The sequence below is a fragment of the Cellvibrio mixtus subsp. mixtus J3-8 genome (genome assembly GCF_000766945.1).
Taxonomy (GTDB): domain Bacteria; phylum Pseudomonadota; class Gammaproteobacteria; order Pseudomonadales; family Cellvibrionaceae; genus Cellvibrio; species Cellvibrio mixtus_A.
The window spans coordinates 44,117-61,749 of sequence record NZ_KN266210.1 but is presented as its reverse complement, the minus strand read 5'-3'; the positions used below and the strand labels follow the sequence as shown (position 1 = coordinate 61,749).

11 protein-coding genes are annotated in these 17,633 nt (G+C 48.9%); 9 read left to right on the top strand and 2 right to left on the bottom strand.

The window, feature by feature from the left end; all coding sequences use genetic code 11:
• Window positions 1-515 precede the first annotated feature (515 nt).
• The 4 genes from A596_RS15230 to A596_RS15215 all read left to right on the top strand — a co-directional run bounded on the left by A596_RS15230 (window position 516) and on the right by A596_RS15215 (window position 7,024).
• Entirely contained in the window at window positions 516-1,124 is a 609-nt protein-coding gene (locus A596_RS15230; RefSeq protein WP_039916351.1) for a hypothetical protein, read from the top strand.
• Window positions 1,125-1,309: 185 nt separating this feature from the next.
• Window positions 1,310-2,371 (top strand): cellulose binding domain-containing protein, encoded by a 1,062-nt coding sequence (locus tag A596_RS15225; RefSeq protein ID WP_039916350.1) that lies wholly within the window; start codon window positions 1,310-1,312, stop codon window positions 2,369-2,371.
• A 24-nt stretch (window positions 2,372-2,395) separates the two neighbouring features.
• Window positions 2,396-5,737, top strand: coding sequence for a DUF1592 domain-containing protein (locus A596_RS15220; RefSeq protein ID WP_039916348.1), 3,342 nt, complete (start codon window positions 2,396-2,398; stop codon window positions 5,735-5,737).
• A 42-nt stretch (window positions 5,738-5,779) separates the two neighbouring features.
• Window positions 5,780-7,024 (top strand): DUF1552 domain-containing protein, encoded by a 1,245-nt coding sequence (locus A596_RS15215; RefSeq protein ID WP_039916346.1) that lies wholly within the window; start codon window positions 5,780-5,782, stop codon window positions 7,022-7,024.
• A 542-nt stretch (window positions 7,025-7,566) separates the two neighbouring features.
• Here A596_RS15215 and ppnN read toward each other — a convergent pair.
• Window positions 7,567-8,979 (bottom strand): nucleotide 5'-monophosphate nucleosidase PpnN, encoded by a 1,413-nt coding sequence (ppnN, locus tag A596_RS15210; RefSeq protein WP_052417565.1) that lies wholly within the window; start codon window positions 8,977-8,979, stop codon window positions 7,567-7,569.
• 170 nt (window positions 8,980-9,149) lie between these two features.
• Here ppnN and A596_RS15205 point away from each other — a divergent pair, with 170 nt between their 5' ends.
• A complete protein-coding gene (locus A596_RS15205) occupies window positions 9,150-9,818 on the top strand; it encodes an alpha/beta hydrolase (protein WP_039916344.1) in 669 nt (222 codons plus the stop codon).
• Here A596_RS15205 and A596_RS15200 read toward each other — a convergent pair whose 3' ends face one another.
• Window positions 9,819-10,919, bottom strand: coding sequence for a beta-N-acetylglucosaminidase domain-containing protein (locus tag A596_RS15200; RefSeq protein ID WP_052417564.1), 1,101 nt, complete (start codon window positions 10,917-10,919; stop codon window positions 9,819-9,821).
• A 566-nt stretch (window positions 10,920-11,485) separates the two neighbouring features.
• Between A596_RS15200 and pgi the strand changes: the two genes are divergently transcribed.
• The 4 genes from pgi to pgl all read left to right on the top strand — a co-directional run bounded on the left by pgi (window position 11,486) and on the right by pgl (window position 17,578).
• Complete coding sequence (pgi, locus tag A596_RS15195; RefSeq protein WP_039916341.1) at window positions 11,486-13,150, top strand: glucose-6-phosphate isomerase; 1,665 nt, start codon at window positions 11,486-11,488, stop codon at window positions 13,148-13,150.
• A gap of 229 nt (window positions 13,151-13,379) precedes the next feature.
• Entirely contained in the window at window positions 13,380-15,212 is a 1,833-nt protein-coding gene (edd, locus tag A596_RS15190; protein ID WP_039916628.1) for a phosphogluconate dehydratase, read from the top strand.
• Between the two features lie 174 nt (window positions 15,213-15,386).
• Window positions 15,387-16,874 carry a glucose-6-phosphate dehydrogenase gene (gene zwf / locus A596_RS15185; RefSeq protein ID WP_039916339.1) on the top strand — a complete coding sequence of 496 codons (1,488 nt, stop codon included), beginning with the start codon at window positions 15,387-15,389 and terminating at the stop codon, window positions 16,872-16,874.
• Window positions 16,868-17,578 (top strand): 6-phosphogluconolactonase, encoded by a 711-nt coding sequence (gene pgl, locus A596_RS15180; protein ID WP_039916338.1) that lies wholly within the window; start codon window positions 16,868-16,870, stop codon window positions 17,576-17,578. The genes zwf and pgl overlap by 7 nt, the downstream gene beginning before the upstream one ends.
• Window positions 17,579-17,633 lie beyond the last annotated feature (55 nt).

The window sequence follows — 17,633 nt, the reverse complement described above, 5'->3', positions numbered from 1 at the left end:
TTCCTGTTTCCTGTTTCCTGTTTCCTGTTTCCTGTTTCCTGTTTCCTGTTTCCCCTTTTGCTGGCGGACAAATAGGAATCTATCTTATTGGCATTCGTTATTTCGGTGTTTTGGCACTTTGTCGCCTGAATTATTAAAAATTGTGAACCTTTTCCATAAGCTTTTTGTGGATTACCCGCCAAAGGGTATGGAAAATTATTTTCATTGTGAGATACTATCAATCAATAAAAAGAAAATAATTTACAAATCGAAAAAGCCTGTTTTTAGTTATAAGAATTGAGCGCAAGACGGACAAAAATAGCGCACCACCACTACAAAAAAGCCATAAGAGAACTAGAAACAAAAATCAATTGATTGATTTCATTGATATTTATTGTTTCGCCACCCAGTTGTAATTGATTTGCTGTGCTCCTTACGCCTGCCAGAACGCGACTTGCACTGGTTGGTTGTGTTCGCCTGTAAATCGCTAATTACACCGTTAAAACACAATCACAACAATAAAGGCGCGGACGACAATGCTTAAAACCCTGATTGTTTATGCTCACTTATTGGCAGCATGCGTTGCCATAGGAATTTTGCTGATCCAGGATCTGGCGCTCGCCAAATCCAAAGGGGCGCGGCTTTCTGAAACAGCGATCAGGGAGCTGACCAAATCAGCAGACATTATGTTTATGGCGCTCGTGGTGTTATGGATTTCCGGTTTGGCGCTGGTGTTGGTGGGTTATATTGATAATCCACAGCAGTATTTATTCAATGAGAAACTCTGGGCCAAATTTACCGTGGTATCCGTGTTGACCCTGAACGGAATTGCCCTGCATTACTTCAGTTTTCCGCGCATGATCTCGAGCCGTGGCCTGCTTGGCCAACCGGCAATTGAACAAATCCTAATGGCACTGACGGGGGCCATTTCCACTGTTTCCTGGCTGTTTGCCTGTTATTTGGGGATCGCCCGCAATTGGAATTACACCGTCGATTACAGCTTTGTCATGTTCATTTATTCGGGTTTATTGATTTGCGCTTTCATTGTGGCTGGCGAGGTGCTACGCGGCATGCGCAAAGGTTATTCCGATCCGCGCGTGTTAAACGAGCGTATCCCGATGGGCGCCTCCCGCAAGTTTGATTAACGATTTTCCGTTCGACCCCTTAAGGATTCACCCGGGCCACTGCCGGGTTTGTAGGACCCTCGTGCCACGTAAGCATACGGCCGAGACTCGTTAGCTCTAGTTCATAAAAAGTAAATAACAACATTTGGTACCAACCCTGTTAATCCCCGCCGATGCCAATCGGCTTCACCTTCGAGGAATGCACTATGAGTAGCCTTAAAGCCTTTGCGAAGGACCCTCGTCCGGCGGGTGCGCTAACGCGCTCCCTCTGTGCACTGGGGTTCTCTCTGGCTGTATCCGCGCTTTCCATTCAAGCCCAGGCCGCGTGTCTTTACACGGTTACCGGTCAATGGACTAATGGATTCAGCGCCAGTATTAAAGTCACCAATGATGGCACTACCGCCACTAATGGCTGGAGTCTCGGTTGGCAATACGCCGGCGATAACCGCGTTACCGGCGGGTGGGATGTGACTCTGACGGGTACTAACCCTTACACCGCGAAAAATGCTGGCTGGAACGGGACTATCCAGCCTAATCAATCCGTTACTTTCGGCTTCCAGGGAACTAAAGGTGCGGCAGCGGCAGAAATTCCTGTGTTGACTGGTTCATTATGCGGTGCAGCAAGTAGTACAAGCTCATCAATTCCAAGCAGCTCATCGCGTTCCAGTTCATCGCTTCCAGGTAGCTCATCGCGCTCCAGCAGTTCTGTCCCCAGCTCAGCGTCTTCATCTTCAGTACCGGTTACCGGCGGATGGACTTTGAACACGACAGACTCCTATCTGAATTTTGCGACCACCAAGAACACTCATAACCTGGAAGTTCACAACTTCACCACCATTGGCGGTGACATCAGTGCGGCAGGTGTAGCGACATTGACTATCGATCTGAACACCGTGAATACCGGTGTGGAACTGCGCGATAAGCGTATGCGCGATTTGTTGTTTGAGACAGCTGTCAATCCAACAGCAACGGTAACTGTGAATGTACCAGCGACATTGATCAGCAGCCTGACTATCGGTCAGACAACCCAAACGGATATTACTGCCAGCCTTAACTTGCATGGCGTGACTGCGAATATCACTACCAAAGTGTCTGTGCAGAAATTGACCGCCTCGCGTGTGGTGGTACAAAGCCTGCCGCCAGTATTGGTGAAAGCCGAAACCTACGGTTTGACAGCGGGAGTTGAAGCCCTGCGTGCAGCGGTGGGAATTGCTTCGATCAACGCCTCTGTCCCTGTGGACTTTGCGCTCGTCTATGACGCCCGTTAATTGGAAGCAGAGAGAGAAACTATCATGAAAAAATTACTGAAAGTGTCGATGCTCTCCACCAGTATGGTGCTGGGCGTTATGGCCGCCAGCGGTGTGAATGCGCAGGGCGCATGTAGTGTCGCTTTACAAACGGAAAATAACTGGGGTGCAGGTGCCCAATACAAAGCAACCCTCACCAACACCGGTGCAGCCCTGACCAGTTGGGAGCTGTGCTGGAACTTTGCGGGCAGCGAAACAGTATCCAGCCTGTGGGAAGGTACTTACGCGCAAACCGGCAAAAAAGTGTGCGTGAAGAACGTAGGCTATAACGGCAATTTGCCCGCTAGTGGCACTGTGGCATTTGGCTATATCGCCAGCAATCCGGGCGTTGCACCAACAGATTACACCTTGAACGGTGTGGCCTGCGGCGGCGCGGCAAGCAGTAGCGTGGGCAGTTCAAGTTCGTCCAGCGTAGCCTCTGGCAATGCAGCGCGCTGGTTGTTGGATGCACCGAATTCCAGTTTCTATTTTGTTTCTGTGAAGAGAAGTACTGCAGGTGTAGAAACGCCTGAAAACTTTACCTTCAGCCAGTTGCAAGGAACTGTTTCTTCAGCGGGACAAGCGACATTGACGATTCCTCTGGCGAGCATCAGCACCAATAACACCGTACGTGATCCACGTATGCAGAGCATACTGTTTGAATCTGCTTACCTGCCAAACTTGCATTTCACCACCCAGTTGGATCTGGCTGCGCTGGATTCACAGGCGGTAGGTAGCATTAAAGTGCAAAGCATCACTGGTAACCTGGTATTGCACGGCGTAGTGAAGTCCATCGTATTTGATGCGGTGATCATGAAGCACGCCAATAACAGCATCAGTGTGTCTACCCGTAAACCTATCGTGATCAACTCGGTAGACTTTGATTTGAACGCAGGCGTTGAAGCATTGCGTGCTATCGCGACCCTGGGAAATATCGGTGAGAAAGTACCTGTGTATTTCAAGGTATTCCTCAACCGCGATAACCCGACCAATGTTCCGGCAATCACCCTGGCTACTGCGCCGGTAGCGCCTACTGGCCTGACCGGTGCTACCGTGACCACGGGTGCGAGTTTGAACTGGGCGGATGTCAGCAGCAACGAAACCGGCTTCCTGGTGCGTCGTAAGGGTGCCGATGGCCGTTGGGCAACTGCAAGCAACCTGGGTGCTAACAGCGTTAGTTACCTGGATGCATTGTCAGCGTCCGGCACTTATGACTATAAAGTGCTGAGCTACACCGACAGCATTCCATCTGCTGCTACAACACCGTTGACCCTGGTGTATGAAGGCGCTCCAACTTCCAGCTCTTCATCCAGCCTGGGTGGTAACAGCTCTTCATCATTCTCGTCTACCAGTTCATCGATTGGCAGCGTAAGTTCACGTAGCTCCAGCAGCGCTGGTCCAATTGTTGGTGATGTGGCTCGCGGTACAACCCTGTGGGCTCAACGTTGCCAGGCGTGCCATGGTGATACCGAGAAGTTTGCTGATGGTTCGTTCGCGATCCCGGTTAATCCGAACCGCGCTTATTACCATCAAACCAAAGATGAGCAACTTGCATTGCGCGATTACATCGCCAAGTACATGCCACAAGGCGAAGCAGGTACTTTGACTGCACAAAACGCGGCGGATCTGGAAGCATTCCTGTTCACCAAGCGTGCACCGTCTGATGGTATTCCGGATAACAGCATTGCCTCATTCTCTTGCCCGAGCACTGCAACGGCACCTGGCCAACGTACCCTGCGTTTGCTGACCCGTTCCGAGTATCAACGTTCTGTGCGTGACCTGGTGAATTACCAGCAAGATGTGATTTCCCGTTTGCCTGACGATGCGATCTCCGGTGCATTCCAGAACAACAACCAATTGTTGGTTGATAGCGCACGTTACTCATCTTACGTATCAACTGCCGAGCGTATTGCGGATGATGTTGCGACCCGTTGGAATGCGGTATTGGCGTGTACTCCTGGTGCTGCCGGTTGTGCGGACAAACTGGTAAATGATTTGGGGCAACGTATTTTCCGTCGTCCACTGTCAGCTACCGAGAAAACGGATTACCTGGCACTGGCAAAAGGTACTGCTGCTGGCCGCACTGAAGCTGAAGGTATGAAGGTGGCGTTGGCGGCGATGTTGTCATCACCACAATTCCTGTATCGCTCCGAGTTAGGTGAGTTGTCCAGCGGCAGTGTGTATAAGTTGACCGGTTATGAGATCGCTACATACCTCAGCTACACCTACACCGGTACTACTCCAAGTGTTGACTTGATTGCGGCTGCTGCTCGTGGTGACCTGAATACTGTTGCAGGTATTCGTACGCAAGCGTCTGCATTACTGAGTTCTGCCAACACCAAAGTGCTGATGGGTGACTTTATTAACCGTTGGTTGGGTACTGAGAAATTGGCTACCCAAAACAAAGTAGGCGTTGCTAACTTCGCGACTCTTGCCGGCGACATGCAACAAGAGTTGAGCAAAAACTTCTCGGCTGCCGTGCTGGATTCAACCGCAACTTTCGCGACTGTTTACAACCCCAACTTCACTTACGTGAACCAACGTCTGGCTACTCACTACGGCTTGCCTTACTCGGGTACTGCCGATGCTGATGGCTTCGTAAAAGCCACTACGGCGGATCGCGGCGGTATTCTGGTTTCCGGTGCATTTATGTCCCGTTATGCGCGTGATAATGATGCCAACCTGATCACCCGTGCCGTTGCTGTGCGCCGTAAGTTGATGTGTCAGGATATTCCTGAGCCACCCTCAGGTGTATCTCTGGATCGTGAAGCACTGGCCAAAAAACATAAAGATTTCTTCGCTGATCCAAAAACCACCGAGCGCATGATTGCCGACAAGATCACCGAGCCAACCACGTGTTCTAACTGTCACCTGGAAATCATCAACCCGTTGGGTGGTGGTATGGAGAATATCGACGCAGCTGGTCGTATTCGTACAGTTGACCTGAGAGGCAATCCAATTGATGCATCTGCAGCGTTCTTCTCTCCTTATCAGAAGTTGCAGTTCACCAACGATCCTGATCGCGTGATTTACAAGCCGGAAATTACCTTCAATGGTGCTAAAGATCTGGCGCGCCTCCTGGTTGAACAACCTGATTTGTCCAAGCAAGCCAAAACTTGTCTGGCCACCCAGTTTGTCAGCTTCAGCAGTGGTGTGAACTCGCTGTTCCTGATCGACAAGGACAAGACGCGCGAAGTGCCATTCAACATGTCTGATGCCGAGAAAACCGCTTATCGCTGCAATATTGAGAAGTTGACCAACGTACTCAATACCAGCGGTCCGCGCGCCATGTTGCAGGAAATCCCTGCGCTGGATTCTGTGATTTACCGGCAGGAGTGGGCGCGCTAATGCGCGCTCCATTCTCCTTGTTAACGAATTGGAGTCAAAAAAATGAGATATAAAGATTGCTTCGATAAAGAACGCCGGGATTTCCTGAACGTAATCAAGCGTTCCGGTATCGCCCTGGGTGCAATCCAGGCATCCAGCATGCTGGCTGGCGTTATGATGGCGCGTGTTGCAGAAGCGCAAACCGGCCCGGGTAAATCAGTGGCGGTATTTATGCCCGGTGGTTGTACTCCGGCCAAGTTCTTCCCGACTGGCGGCACTTTGCCAATCCAGACTGCGCCGTTACAAAGTCACTACGCTGCAGGCCGTGTCGCTTTATTGAAAAACGCCACCATGATGAACGGCGGCCACGGTGTAATGTTCAACCGCTTCAATGATCCAAACCCATGGGGCAAACAAAGCTTCGATGTGAATCTGGGTAAAACCCTGAGTGCAAACTCCAACGCACCGGTTAAGTGGTTGAACCTGGGTACTACCCCGGTTTCCGAGTTGTCACGTGACAGCGCCGGTATTCCAACGATCACCAGCCCGCAAGCTGCACTCGATGTTTTGTTTGCTGGTGGTAATAGCGGTGGCGGTGGTGGTGCTGTGGCTCCACGTAAGTCATTGGTAGATGTTCACTACAAAGCAGTGAATGAGCTGAAAACCAAATTGGGTCAACACGAAAAAGAGAAGCTGGATAGCCACTTCAATTCGATCCGTGAACTTGAAAGCACCATCACCTCGACCAATCCCGGTGGCAGCTGTCCTGCAATTACCAACACTTCTGCGGTTGGTTTTGATGCGACCTCCAAGTTGATGACTGATATTGCGGTATTGGCGTTGAGCTGTAACTTGTCTTACTCGGTATCCCTTGCTTTCGGTACCGATGAGCACTTGCATGTACTTGATGGCGCCATGATCAAAGACACCACCGGTGCCTACAGACCGCGTCCATCGCACGACTCGCACCACAACCAGGGCAACCCAAGCTACGCCGGATACTACGATCAGGACGTAACTTACTACATGTCTCTTACCACGCAATTGCTGGATAAGTTGCAAGCAAAAGGGTTGATGGACTCCACCGTGGTAACCCAGGTTTCTGACATGGGTAATGTGGATGCACACAGTGGTCAAAACTGTCCAATGTTAGTTGCTGGCGGCGGCGTGCGCGGTGGTGTGATTGATGTGGGTGGTTCAAGCCAGGTCAACCTGTTCCAGGCCGTAGGTTTAAGGCTGAAAGCTAACCAGGGTACAAATGGTAGTTTGTTCAGGAACTGGGGTACCCCCATTTCAGGACTGTTTTAATCCTGCTTAATAGTTAATAACGGGAGCGGCGGTTTGTTTACAAATCGCCTGCTCGACGCAGGGATGTTCTTTCAAGCCGGTTGCAGAGTGTGTAGTAGAGCCACTTTGTTAATCGGCTTTTTTATTATCCGGAATTTGTTGGAAATAATGCGGGATGTGGTAGGAAGGTTGCGATGAGCTAACTATTAATACGGCGTAAAACAGGATTTTAAAAAATGCGGACCGTAGAATGAGTAGGGGCCGCATAAGCGGCCCCATACAGAATCTGTCCCTGGTTCGAAGTAGTCAATCTGCGTCGAGTTTCCTTTCGTATCCCTGACCGCCATTCCTCCTGCGCTAGTGCAATCCTTTGATGCCTCCCGAGGCATCGCATCCTTGATAGGTGGGCGCATCCATTGACCTTTCCTGGCCAGCGCACATCATTGTCTACTTCCTTGATGGTTGCCATTATCCGGATCTGGCAGATGACGAACTAGTCGCAAAATTCGCTAAGTTTTGTAGGAAATTGACTACAGCCTATAATTAAAAAATCAAAATTATGTTCACTTTATAACTTTATAGCAGGGTATGTACTCGCGTCCGGGCAGTTTCATCCTGCTTTGACGAGCGAAGGATTCCAATAATTCGTCCACGGGATGCATGATTTCGTAATCACCGTGCAATTCGAAATGGCCGAATTGTTCGATTGCCAGAATGCCTTCTTCCTTCACATTACCTGCCACAATTCCAGAAAATGCACGGCGCAAATTTGCCGCCAACTGGTTCACCGGTTGGTTTTTGTGCAATTCAAGGTTGCGCATATTTTCATGGGTTGGAATAAATGGTTGCTGCAAATCAGGGCTGATTTTCAATTGCCAATTGAAATAGTAGGCATCATCACTGTACTTGCGGAATTCCCGTACTTTCTTGATACCTTCCTTCATCTCGCGCGCTACTGCATCGGGGTCGTTCACAATAATTTTGTAATGTGATTGCGCTTCTTCACCCAGGGTATCGCCGATAAATTTATCGATACGTTGGAAATATTCAGCGGAGGTTTCCGGACCGGTAAAAATTAATGGGAAGGGAATATTTTTATTTTCCGGATGCAGAAGGATGCCAAGGATGTAAAGGATTTCTTCAGTTGTACCGGCGCCGCCTGGAAAGACAATAATGCCGTGCCCCACGCGCACAAATGCTTCAAGGCGCTTTTCAATGTCAGGCATAATCGCCAATTGATTCACAATCGGATTGGGTGCTTCCGCCGCGATAATACCGGGCTCTGTGATGCCAATATAACGGCCATTATTAATGCGTTGCTTGGCATGGCCGATAGTTGCACCTTTCATTGGGCCTTTCATAGCACCGGGGCCGCAACCAGTGCAAATATCCAGGCTGCGCAAACCTAATTGATAACCCACTTCCTTGGTGTAGTCGTATTCAATGCGATTGATAGAGTGGCCGCCCCAACACACTACAAGGTTAGGGTCCAGCCCGGGTTTTAATAAATTAGCGTTGCGCAGCATATGGAATACTGCATCCGTAATTCCCTCTGAAGACAATAAATTAAATTTGGTATTACCATTGATTTCATCGTTGTTGTAAATCACATCGCGCAATACGGTGAACAAATGCTCGCTGATACCACGAATCATTTTGTCATCAACAAATGCGTTAGCCGGTGCATTTTTTACCGCGAGTTTTATGCCGCGTTCTTCTTGCACAATGCTGATGTCAAAGTCTTTATAACGCTCTAGCAATTCCTTGCCATCGTCCAGGTCATTGCCGGTATTAAGCACGGCCAGGGAACAGCTGCGAAATAATTTGTAGAGCCCGCTTTGACTGGAATCCAGCAGCTTGGCCACTTCCATTTTGGACAGAATATTTAATTGATCGATGGGAGCGATTAATGCATCAATCGTTTTGTGTTCGCCGTTAGCGTGTAGCTCAGGTTGATTAGGGTTGAGATTGCTCATGGTGTTCCTTAGCATTCAATGATGCACTGGCGGGTGATATGTGAAACTGTTGTTAGTGTAGTGTGGTTTTATCTTCCGTGTGTGTTGCAATAATCACGCAATGATATAAAGCAGCAAAAAAATGCATGAATTTTATTGGTTAGTTCAAAAATTAGGCGAAAAGGGCAGCTATGACACATTTACCTTCTGTTGAAATTGAGAGTTCCGCTAGCGTACCTGTCTCTGCGAGTGTTATTTGGCTGCATGGTCTGGGCGCCGATGGGCATGACTTTGCGCCGTTAGTGCCTGAGCTGCGGTTGCCGGATTCTTTATCCGTCCGTTTTATTTTCCCCCATGCCCCGCAAATTCCAGTTACCGTGAATGCCGGTTATTTTATGCCAGCCTGGTATGACATTCTGGAAATGAATCTGGAGCGTAAAATTGATGAAGCACAATTAAATGCGAGTGCGATCGCGGTACAGGATCTAATTCGCCGTGAATTGGACCGCGGGATTGCCAGCGAGCGAATTATCCTCGCTGGTTTTTCGCAGGGCGGGGCAGTAGTTTATCAAGCCGGTTATACATTTGATAAACCCTTGGGTGGTTTTTTAGTGTTATCCAGCTATTTTGCAACTGGCAGCAGTATCAATATTAATGAGGCAAATAAAAATACTCCGATATTAATTCAGCACGGGACACGCGATCCAATTGTTGCGCCTATCCTGGGGGAGCGCGCATTCAAGTTTGTGCAAACATTTAATGAAAGTGTGAGTTATGAAACTTATCCAATGGAGCACACTTTGTGTGGTGAACAGGTAGTGGCTATATCGCAATGGTTGCAAAAACAGTTGGAAAATTAATTACTCTGTTAAACACGCGGGATCAAATTGATATTCGCCATTGAGCCAATCAACAATTTCCTGCGCATAGTGATTGTTTGTGAAAATTTTATATTTTTTAAGCAAGGAAAGTTTTTCGACATCAGTAAGATGTTTTAATCCTTTATCCTGAAACTGCTCAATGTCACTGAACAACTCTGCAGCAAGCTTGTCACCGCAAAGTGACAGGCAAAGTTGCTCAAACACCGTATTGGTATCGTAATTGTTTTTTTGCTGGTAGGCGATAGGCAGGCTTGCTAACGGAATTTGTGAAAGCCATGCCTGGTTCATGGGGTTCAATGCATGGCCTGCAATTTTTCCATCCAGCAAGGCATGTTCTTTATTAACAGCGCGCAGTTGCAGTAAATTTGATTTTACTGCGCCATCGTTGACCGGATAGTTATCCCATAGAAAAGGTTTTCGCCCGAGTAAATCAGTCACTTCATTTAAATGTATTTGTGGGTAATGGGTTGAACATACTTTTTCCCCTGTCCAAAACATATCAATGTCTGGATCCAGTTTTTTTGCAAAGGTTTGCCAATAGTTTTCCGGCATAGTTCCAAAGACTTTTTCCAGTACCGGATCGAAACTGTAATAGGTGGGGCAAAAAATTATTTTCTTCGCGGTCGTTACCTGTGCTGCCTGATGGGCAATATCAATCTGGATTTGCGCCAGGTCGGGAATGTCACCGCGCATATCGTCAAATAAAATGCAGAGGATATCCGGTTCCAGGGTATTGATTTGTTGAATTCGTTTCGTAAGTAATTGGCGTTGATCCCGCGAGGCATCCAGATAAATTTCATGGGGACTAAGTCCTATCCCGAAATCAACATTTGCGTTGCGATAGGCTCCACGCAATGATTGCAGGTGTTTTTTTTCTGTATTTGGCCAATCCTGTTGCCAGTGTTTACGCAAATACTTGTCGCTTTTTGGTGCGTAAATATAAAAATCGAACTTATGTTGTGCTAAAAAAAATGCATAAGCAATGCGGCTTTCCCAGCTCCAGTGTTTGCCGAAAAAACCTTCAATCACGCCGATCGGCGTTGTATGGTTTTTGTTCGCTGCCAATAAGGTATTGCGCATAATCGATCTTTCCTGAGGTCTTCGACAAAAATTGTGAATTGAAAAATTAAAAATGTCAGCGAGGTTGTTTGCCTGGTGTATAAAACGCCTTCACTAAAAAAGTAATGTGTTGAACCCCGGAGAGTTTTTGTCGAATTGTTTGCGTAAATTTCATGGCAATCGTGCGTTTCGGTGCCGGGGTGGAGCTTGTGGTTTAATTGACACCTAAAACCCATCTGCCTATCATAGCGGCCTTTTTGTGCCGGACAATTTTTGTTTGTTCCTGCAGAAATTTTTCAAGGATTTTTCCAGGTTTTTGCGAAAGTTTCATGAGTCGGCTGCTTTTTTATTAGAGTCTCTCTTTATAAGGCGAAAATCTAGGATGGCATGTTTGCAAGTGTGTTTTGATGTAGGAAGTTTATCCTTCCTGCAATAGGCAAAATGTCGGTAATTTAGCGTGTTTGCAAAAGGCGTAGACCTGCCCATTCGGTCCTGGTACCACTAACAGCATTAACTAACAACGACAATAGGAATCAACCACCTGTTTTTAGGAATGCCATCTATGCAATTTGTTTGCGGAGTAGTAAATGACTAATCCAAACCTTCGTCCCACTGATTTACCCTCCTGGAAAGCCTTGAGTGCCCATGCCGCCCAGTTGAAAACGCAACACATGAAGGCATTGTTTGCCGCCGATGACAAGCGTTTTGACAAGTTCTCCTTACAACTTTCCAGCCTCCTGCTTGATTACTCCAAAAACCTGATTACTGACGAAACCAAAGCCGCTTTATTGGCTCTGGCCAAAGAATCCGATATTGAAGCCTGGCGCAGCCGTATGTTCGCCGGTGAGCATATTAATGCGACTGAAGATCGCGCGGTTATGCATGTGGCCTTGCGCGATAAATCGTCCCAGCCAATTTTGATTGACGGCGTTGATGTCCGCCCGGCAATTAATGCCGAGCTTGAGCGTATGCGCAAACTTAGCGAAAAGCTACGCTCGGGCGCGTGGACTGGTTATACCGGCAAAACCATTACCGATATCGTGAGTATCGGGATCGGTGGCTCAAACCTTGGGCCGCTGATGGCCTGTGAAGCGCTTAAGGCTTACAGCGACAAGCGTTTCAATATCCATTTCGTCTCTAACATTGACGGCGTGCAGATCGCAGAAGTGCTGGACGGTTTGAACCCTGAAACGACGTTGTTTGTAATCTCTTCCAAAACCTTCACTACCCAGGAAACCATGACTAACGCCAGCACGGCAGAGAAGTGGTTTATGGCAGCGGCGGGCGACAAAGCGGCAATCGCCAAACATTTCGTTGCGGTTTCAACCAATCGCAAGCTGGTAACTGCATTTGGGATCGCGGAAGAAAATATCTTTGATATGTGGGACTGGGTAGGCGGGCGTTTCTCCTTGTGGTCCGCTATCGGCCTGCCGATTGTTCTGTTCCTCGGGTATGAACTGTTTGATGAGTTGCTGCAAGGCGCTTATGAAATGGACCAGCATTTCCAGACTGCTCCTTTGGCAGAGAACGCGCCGGTGATGCTGGCGCTGGTGGGGATTTGGAACCGCAACTTCCTCAATTATCCAGCTCAGGCATTGCTGCCTTACGATCAATGTTTACACCGTTTCCCTGCTTACATGCAGCAGGCGGAAATGGAAAGTAACGGTAAATCTGTAAACTGGGCAGGCGAGCAAATTGCTTATGCCAGTGTTCCGCTGGTGTGGGGCGAAGTCGGTATCAATGGACAGCACGCGTTTTATCAAATGCTGCACCAGGGTACAGATATTATCCCGGCTGATTTTATCGGCTCAGTGACGCCAAATATTGTTGTAGAAGGGCATCATGATGCGTTAATGGCCAACTTCTTCGCCCAAACCCAGGCATTAATGCAGGGTAGTGATGCGGATCAGGTGCGTCGCGACCTTACCGCTAAAGGCGTCAGTGCTGCGCGCATTGAAGAGATTGTCGAGCACAAGGTGCACCGCGGTAATCGCCCAACCAATACCATCCTGTTGAATAAAGTGGATGCCCGTACGTTAGGTGCCTTGATTGCGCTTTATGAGCACAAAATCTTTGTTCAAGGTATCATCTGGCGCATTCACTCATTTGATCAGTGGGGCGTCGAGCTTGGTAAAGTGCTGGCAGCAGGTATTCAGCCTGAACTGGATCTGGCCAAGGCGACCAATGCTGGTCACGATGCATCCACTCGCAATTTGATTGATTTCTACAAGCGCGCCAAAGCGGGTAAATAAACCGTTATAAGCGTTGATAAAAAACGGTAAAGATATGGCGGCATTTTGGATTTGTGTCCAAAGTGCTGCTAAGCCGAGAGGCACAGGGCCAGGATCATAAGGCCGGGAGATATAAGATAAACAGCGCCGGGCAATGCATCCGGTGCTATGTGCGGGTTGATTGATTCGCACAGACTTCACAAGCAACCGGCTTGTGGACGGTACAGACCCAATGAGCAATGGTATTCCCATGACTGACGTGTTAGCTACAGATCCAAGACTTGTTGCAATTACCGAGCGCATTACCGCTCGCAGCAAAGATACCCGTGCCGCCTACCTGGCGCGCGTCGATAAATTCCGCAGCACAGGCCCTGCACGTCATCACCTGGGTTGTGCCAACCTGGCCCATGGTTTTGCTGCCTGTAATGCATCTGATAAAGAAGCATTGGCAGAAGGGCAGGCACCGAATCTGGGGATTATTTCCTCGTATAACGAGATGCTGTCCGCGCACGTTCCTTACGGCGAGTACATCGAGCCCATCAAGGCCGCTGCCAAAGAAGTAGGGATGACTGCACAAATGGCTGGCGGTGTTCCCGCTATGTGTGACGGTGTAACCCAGGGCTTTCCGGGTATGGAGATGTCGCTATTCAGTCGCGATGTTATCGCCATGAGTACCGCGATTGCGCTGTCCCATGATATGTTTGATGGTGCTATGTGTCTCGGGGTGTGCGACAAAATCGTTCCCGGTTTGATGATCGGTGCCTTGTCGTTCGGGCAATTGCCCATTGTTTTTGTACCGGCGGGTCCGATGACTCCCGGTTTGTCCAACGCTGAAAAAGCGAAAGCGCGCCAATTGTTTGCTGAAGGTAAAGTGGGGCGCAAAGAATTACTGGCAGCAGAGAGTGCCTCTTACCACAGTGCAGGTACCTGTACGTTTTACGGTACCGCCAACACCAACCAGATGTTGATGGAAATTATGGGCATGCATTTGCCTGGCAGTACGTTCATCAACCCTTACACCCCGATGCGTGAAGCATTGACCCGTGCCCATGTGCACCAATTGGCGCACATCACCCGCGCAGAGAGCCGCGTTATCCTGGCGGATATCGTGACCGAGAAATCAGTGGTAAACGGTATTGTTGGCCTGATGGCTACCGGTGGTTCCACTAACCACGCAATGCATATTGTGGCGATTGCCCGTGCCGCGGGTGTGATTGTTGACTGGCAGGATTTGTCTGACATTTCAGATATAATCCCGCTGATGTGCCGTATTTATCCCAACGGTTTGGCGGATGTAAACCGCTTCCAGGCGGTAGGCGGTATGGGTTACCTGATTCGTGAACTGCGCGGTGCAGGCTTATTGCACGATGATGTGAAAACCATTATGGGTCCAACCGGCGGTTTATCGCATTACACTAAAGAGCCATTCCTCGAGAATGGTGAGTTGGTCTGGCGTGATGCCGCTGCTGAGAGCCTTGATGATTCAGTGTTGCGTCCACCGTCAAAACCGTTTGCGGCGGAAGGTGGTTTGCGTTTGCTGAAAGGAAATATTGGACGTTCGGTGATCAAGATTTCTGCAGTTAAAGCCGAGCATCGTAAAGTGAAAGCACCGGCAATTGTGTTCCAGAGCCAGGAAGAATTACAGACGGCGTTCAAGCGCGGGGAACTGGAAAAAGACTTTATCGCTGTGGTGCGTTTCCAGGGGCCAAAAGCCTGTGGTATGCCGGAGTTGCACAAGCTGACTCCGCCGTTAGGTGTGTTGCAAGATCGCGGTTTTAAAGTTGCATTGGTAACTGATGGTCGTATGTCAGGCGCCTCTGGTAAGATTCCGGCAGCTATCCATATGACGCCAGAAGCGCTCGATAACGGCGTAATCGGCCTGATTAATACGGGTGATTTGATTGAGTTAGACGCTGAAGCCGGAACTCTGCAATTGCTTGTCAGCGATGAAGAATTAGCGAAGCGCCAGCCAGCACAATGTGATTTGACCAATGTCCACTACGGAATGGGACGCGAATTGTTTGCACCGTTCCGCTCGTCGGTGGGCCTGGCTGAAGAAGGAGCTACAGTGTTTAACTGGTAATCAGTTAAATTTTCGACCCCGAACCTGTGTTCGGGGTCTTCGTTTTTAAAAACATGCCTGAAATTAAAAGGGCGCCTGATTTTAAAAAGGCGCTGGTTTTATAAAGGCACCTGATTTTAAAAAGATTCTTACATGTATATCCACTGTCCAGATTCATAAACAGGATTACTCCTCATGCTCGAAGCGTTTGATTTTGTCATTTTTGGTGGCGCTGGCGATTTGGCCCTGCGCAAGTTGATTCCCGGCCTCTATCGCGCCCATCGCGAAGGCTCTTTGCCTGCCGGTGCCCGAATTATTCCAACTTGCCGTAATACCCAGATGGTTGCCGAATACAAAAACAAAGTGCGTGAAGCGGCAGAAAAGCATCTGAATGCCGACGAGTTTGTGGCTGCGGATTGGGACGAATTTGAAAAAAGTTTGTTCCCGGTGTTTGTTGATATCGGCACCCTGGACCAGCATTGGGAAGCCCTGGCGCAATTGCTCAATTCCGGTGGCAACAGCCAACGTGTGTTTTATCTCTCAACGCCGCCGTCGGTATTCAGTGTGGCCTGTAAGCATCTGCATGAATCTGGCTTAATTACTGATAAAGCGCGTGTTGTGGTAGAGAAACCGCTTGGTTATGACGGTAAAACTGCTGAGGAAATCAACAGCCAAATCGCTGAATACTTTAAGGAAGATGCCATTTTCCGTATCGATCATTATCTCGGTAAGGAAACAGTACAAAACCTGTTGGCTTTGCGTTTTGCCAACGGTATGTTTGAGCATCTGTGGGATGCAAAATCTATCGATCACGTACAAATCAGTATTTCTGAAACCGTAGGCCTGGAAGGTCGTGCAAGTTTTTATGACGGCGCCGGTGCGCTGCGCGATATGGTGCAAAACCATATTCTCCAACTGTTATGTCTGGTGGCGATGGAGTCACCGAACAAAATGACGGCCGAGCGTATCCGTGCTGAAAAATTGAAAGTGCTGGAGAATCTGCGTCCCTTAACGGGCAACACGGTTAAATACAATACCGTGCGCGGCCAATATGTTGCGGGTGAGTTGGGCGGCAAACAGGTTCCGGGCTATCTGGACGAGCTGGGGCAGCCAAGTAACACCGAAACGTTCGTAGCAATTCGCGCGTATATCGATAACTCCCGTTGGGCGAATGTGCCTTTCTATCTTCGTACCGGCAAACGCATGAAACAGCGTTTTGCTGAAATCGTTATCCAATACAAAGATGTTGCGCATCGTGTATATCCGGAAACCGCCGGTGGCACTACGCCGAATCGCCTGATTATCCGTTTGCAGCCGGAAGAAAGCATCAAGATTATTATGGTTGCCAAGGATCTTGAAAAACACGAAACCCATTTACGCCCTATGGTATTGAACCTGAATTTTGCCGATACCTATAAAGATTTCTATTCCGATGCGTACAAGCGCTTGATGCTGGATGCAGCCGCTGGCGATGCCAGTTTGTTTATCCATCGCGCTGAAGTAACGGCAGCCTGGGCCTGGATCGACCCGATTATCGAGGCCTGGCAGCGCCCGGAAAACAAACCGCAAGGTTACATGGCAGGGAGCTGGGGCCCGCAAGCTTCTGCGCAAATGCTGGCCAGTGATCGTCGTCGTTGGTTCTCAATTGACGAAGTGCTGTCAGGAGCTGATCAGGAATGGTAACCGAGCGTTTATTTGAAAATCGCGCAGAGATGATTGCTGCGCTGCAAGCTGAATGTGAAGCGGCTTTACGCAGTGCCATTGAAGATCGCGGCGAAGCAACGTTTATGGTGTCTGGCGGCAGTACGCCGGAGCCACTTTACAAGGCATTGAGCAATTCTGATCTGGATTGGGAATCGGTTTACGTTGCTTTGGTGGATGAGCGCTGGGTGGATTTTGATCACGACAAAAGCAACGAAGCATTTACCGTTAAGCACCTGATTCAAAATAAAGCGGCAGTTGCCAATCTGGTTGGTATGAAAAATACCGCTGAAACTGCCGCAGAAGGTTTAGCGGATTGCGAAGCAGCATTCCAGCAATTGGCGCAACCTTTTGATATCACCATTCTGGGAATGGGTTCTGATGGCCACACCGCATCGCTGTTTCCCCATGCACAAGGCTTGGACGAGGCATTAAATCCTGACTCAAATGAACTTTGTGCCGCCATTATTGCAAAACAAAGTGACGTTACCGGCGCAATTGTTGAGCGTATGACCTTGTCTCTCGCCGGGTTGTTGCGTTCCAGGTCATTGGTTTTATTAATTACCGGCGATGAAAAGCTGGCTGTATTGCGTGCAGCGCAAGCGGAAGGCGATGTAAAAGATATGCCGATTCGCGCCGTGCTGCGTCAGGATCGTGTTCCGGTAATTGTTTACTGGGCGCCCTGATTTACCGAACTCCGAACGGGCTTTTCCTTGAGCCCTTTTTTCGAACTTTTTTGAA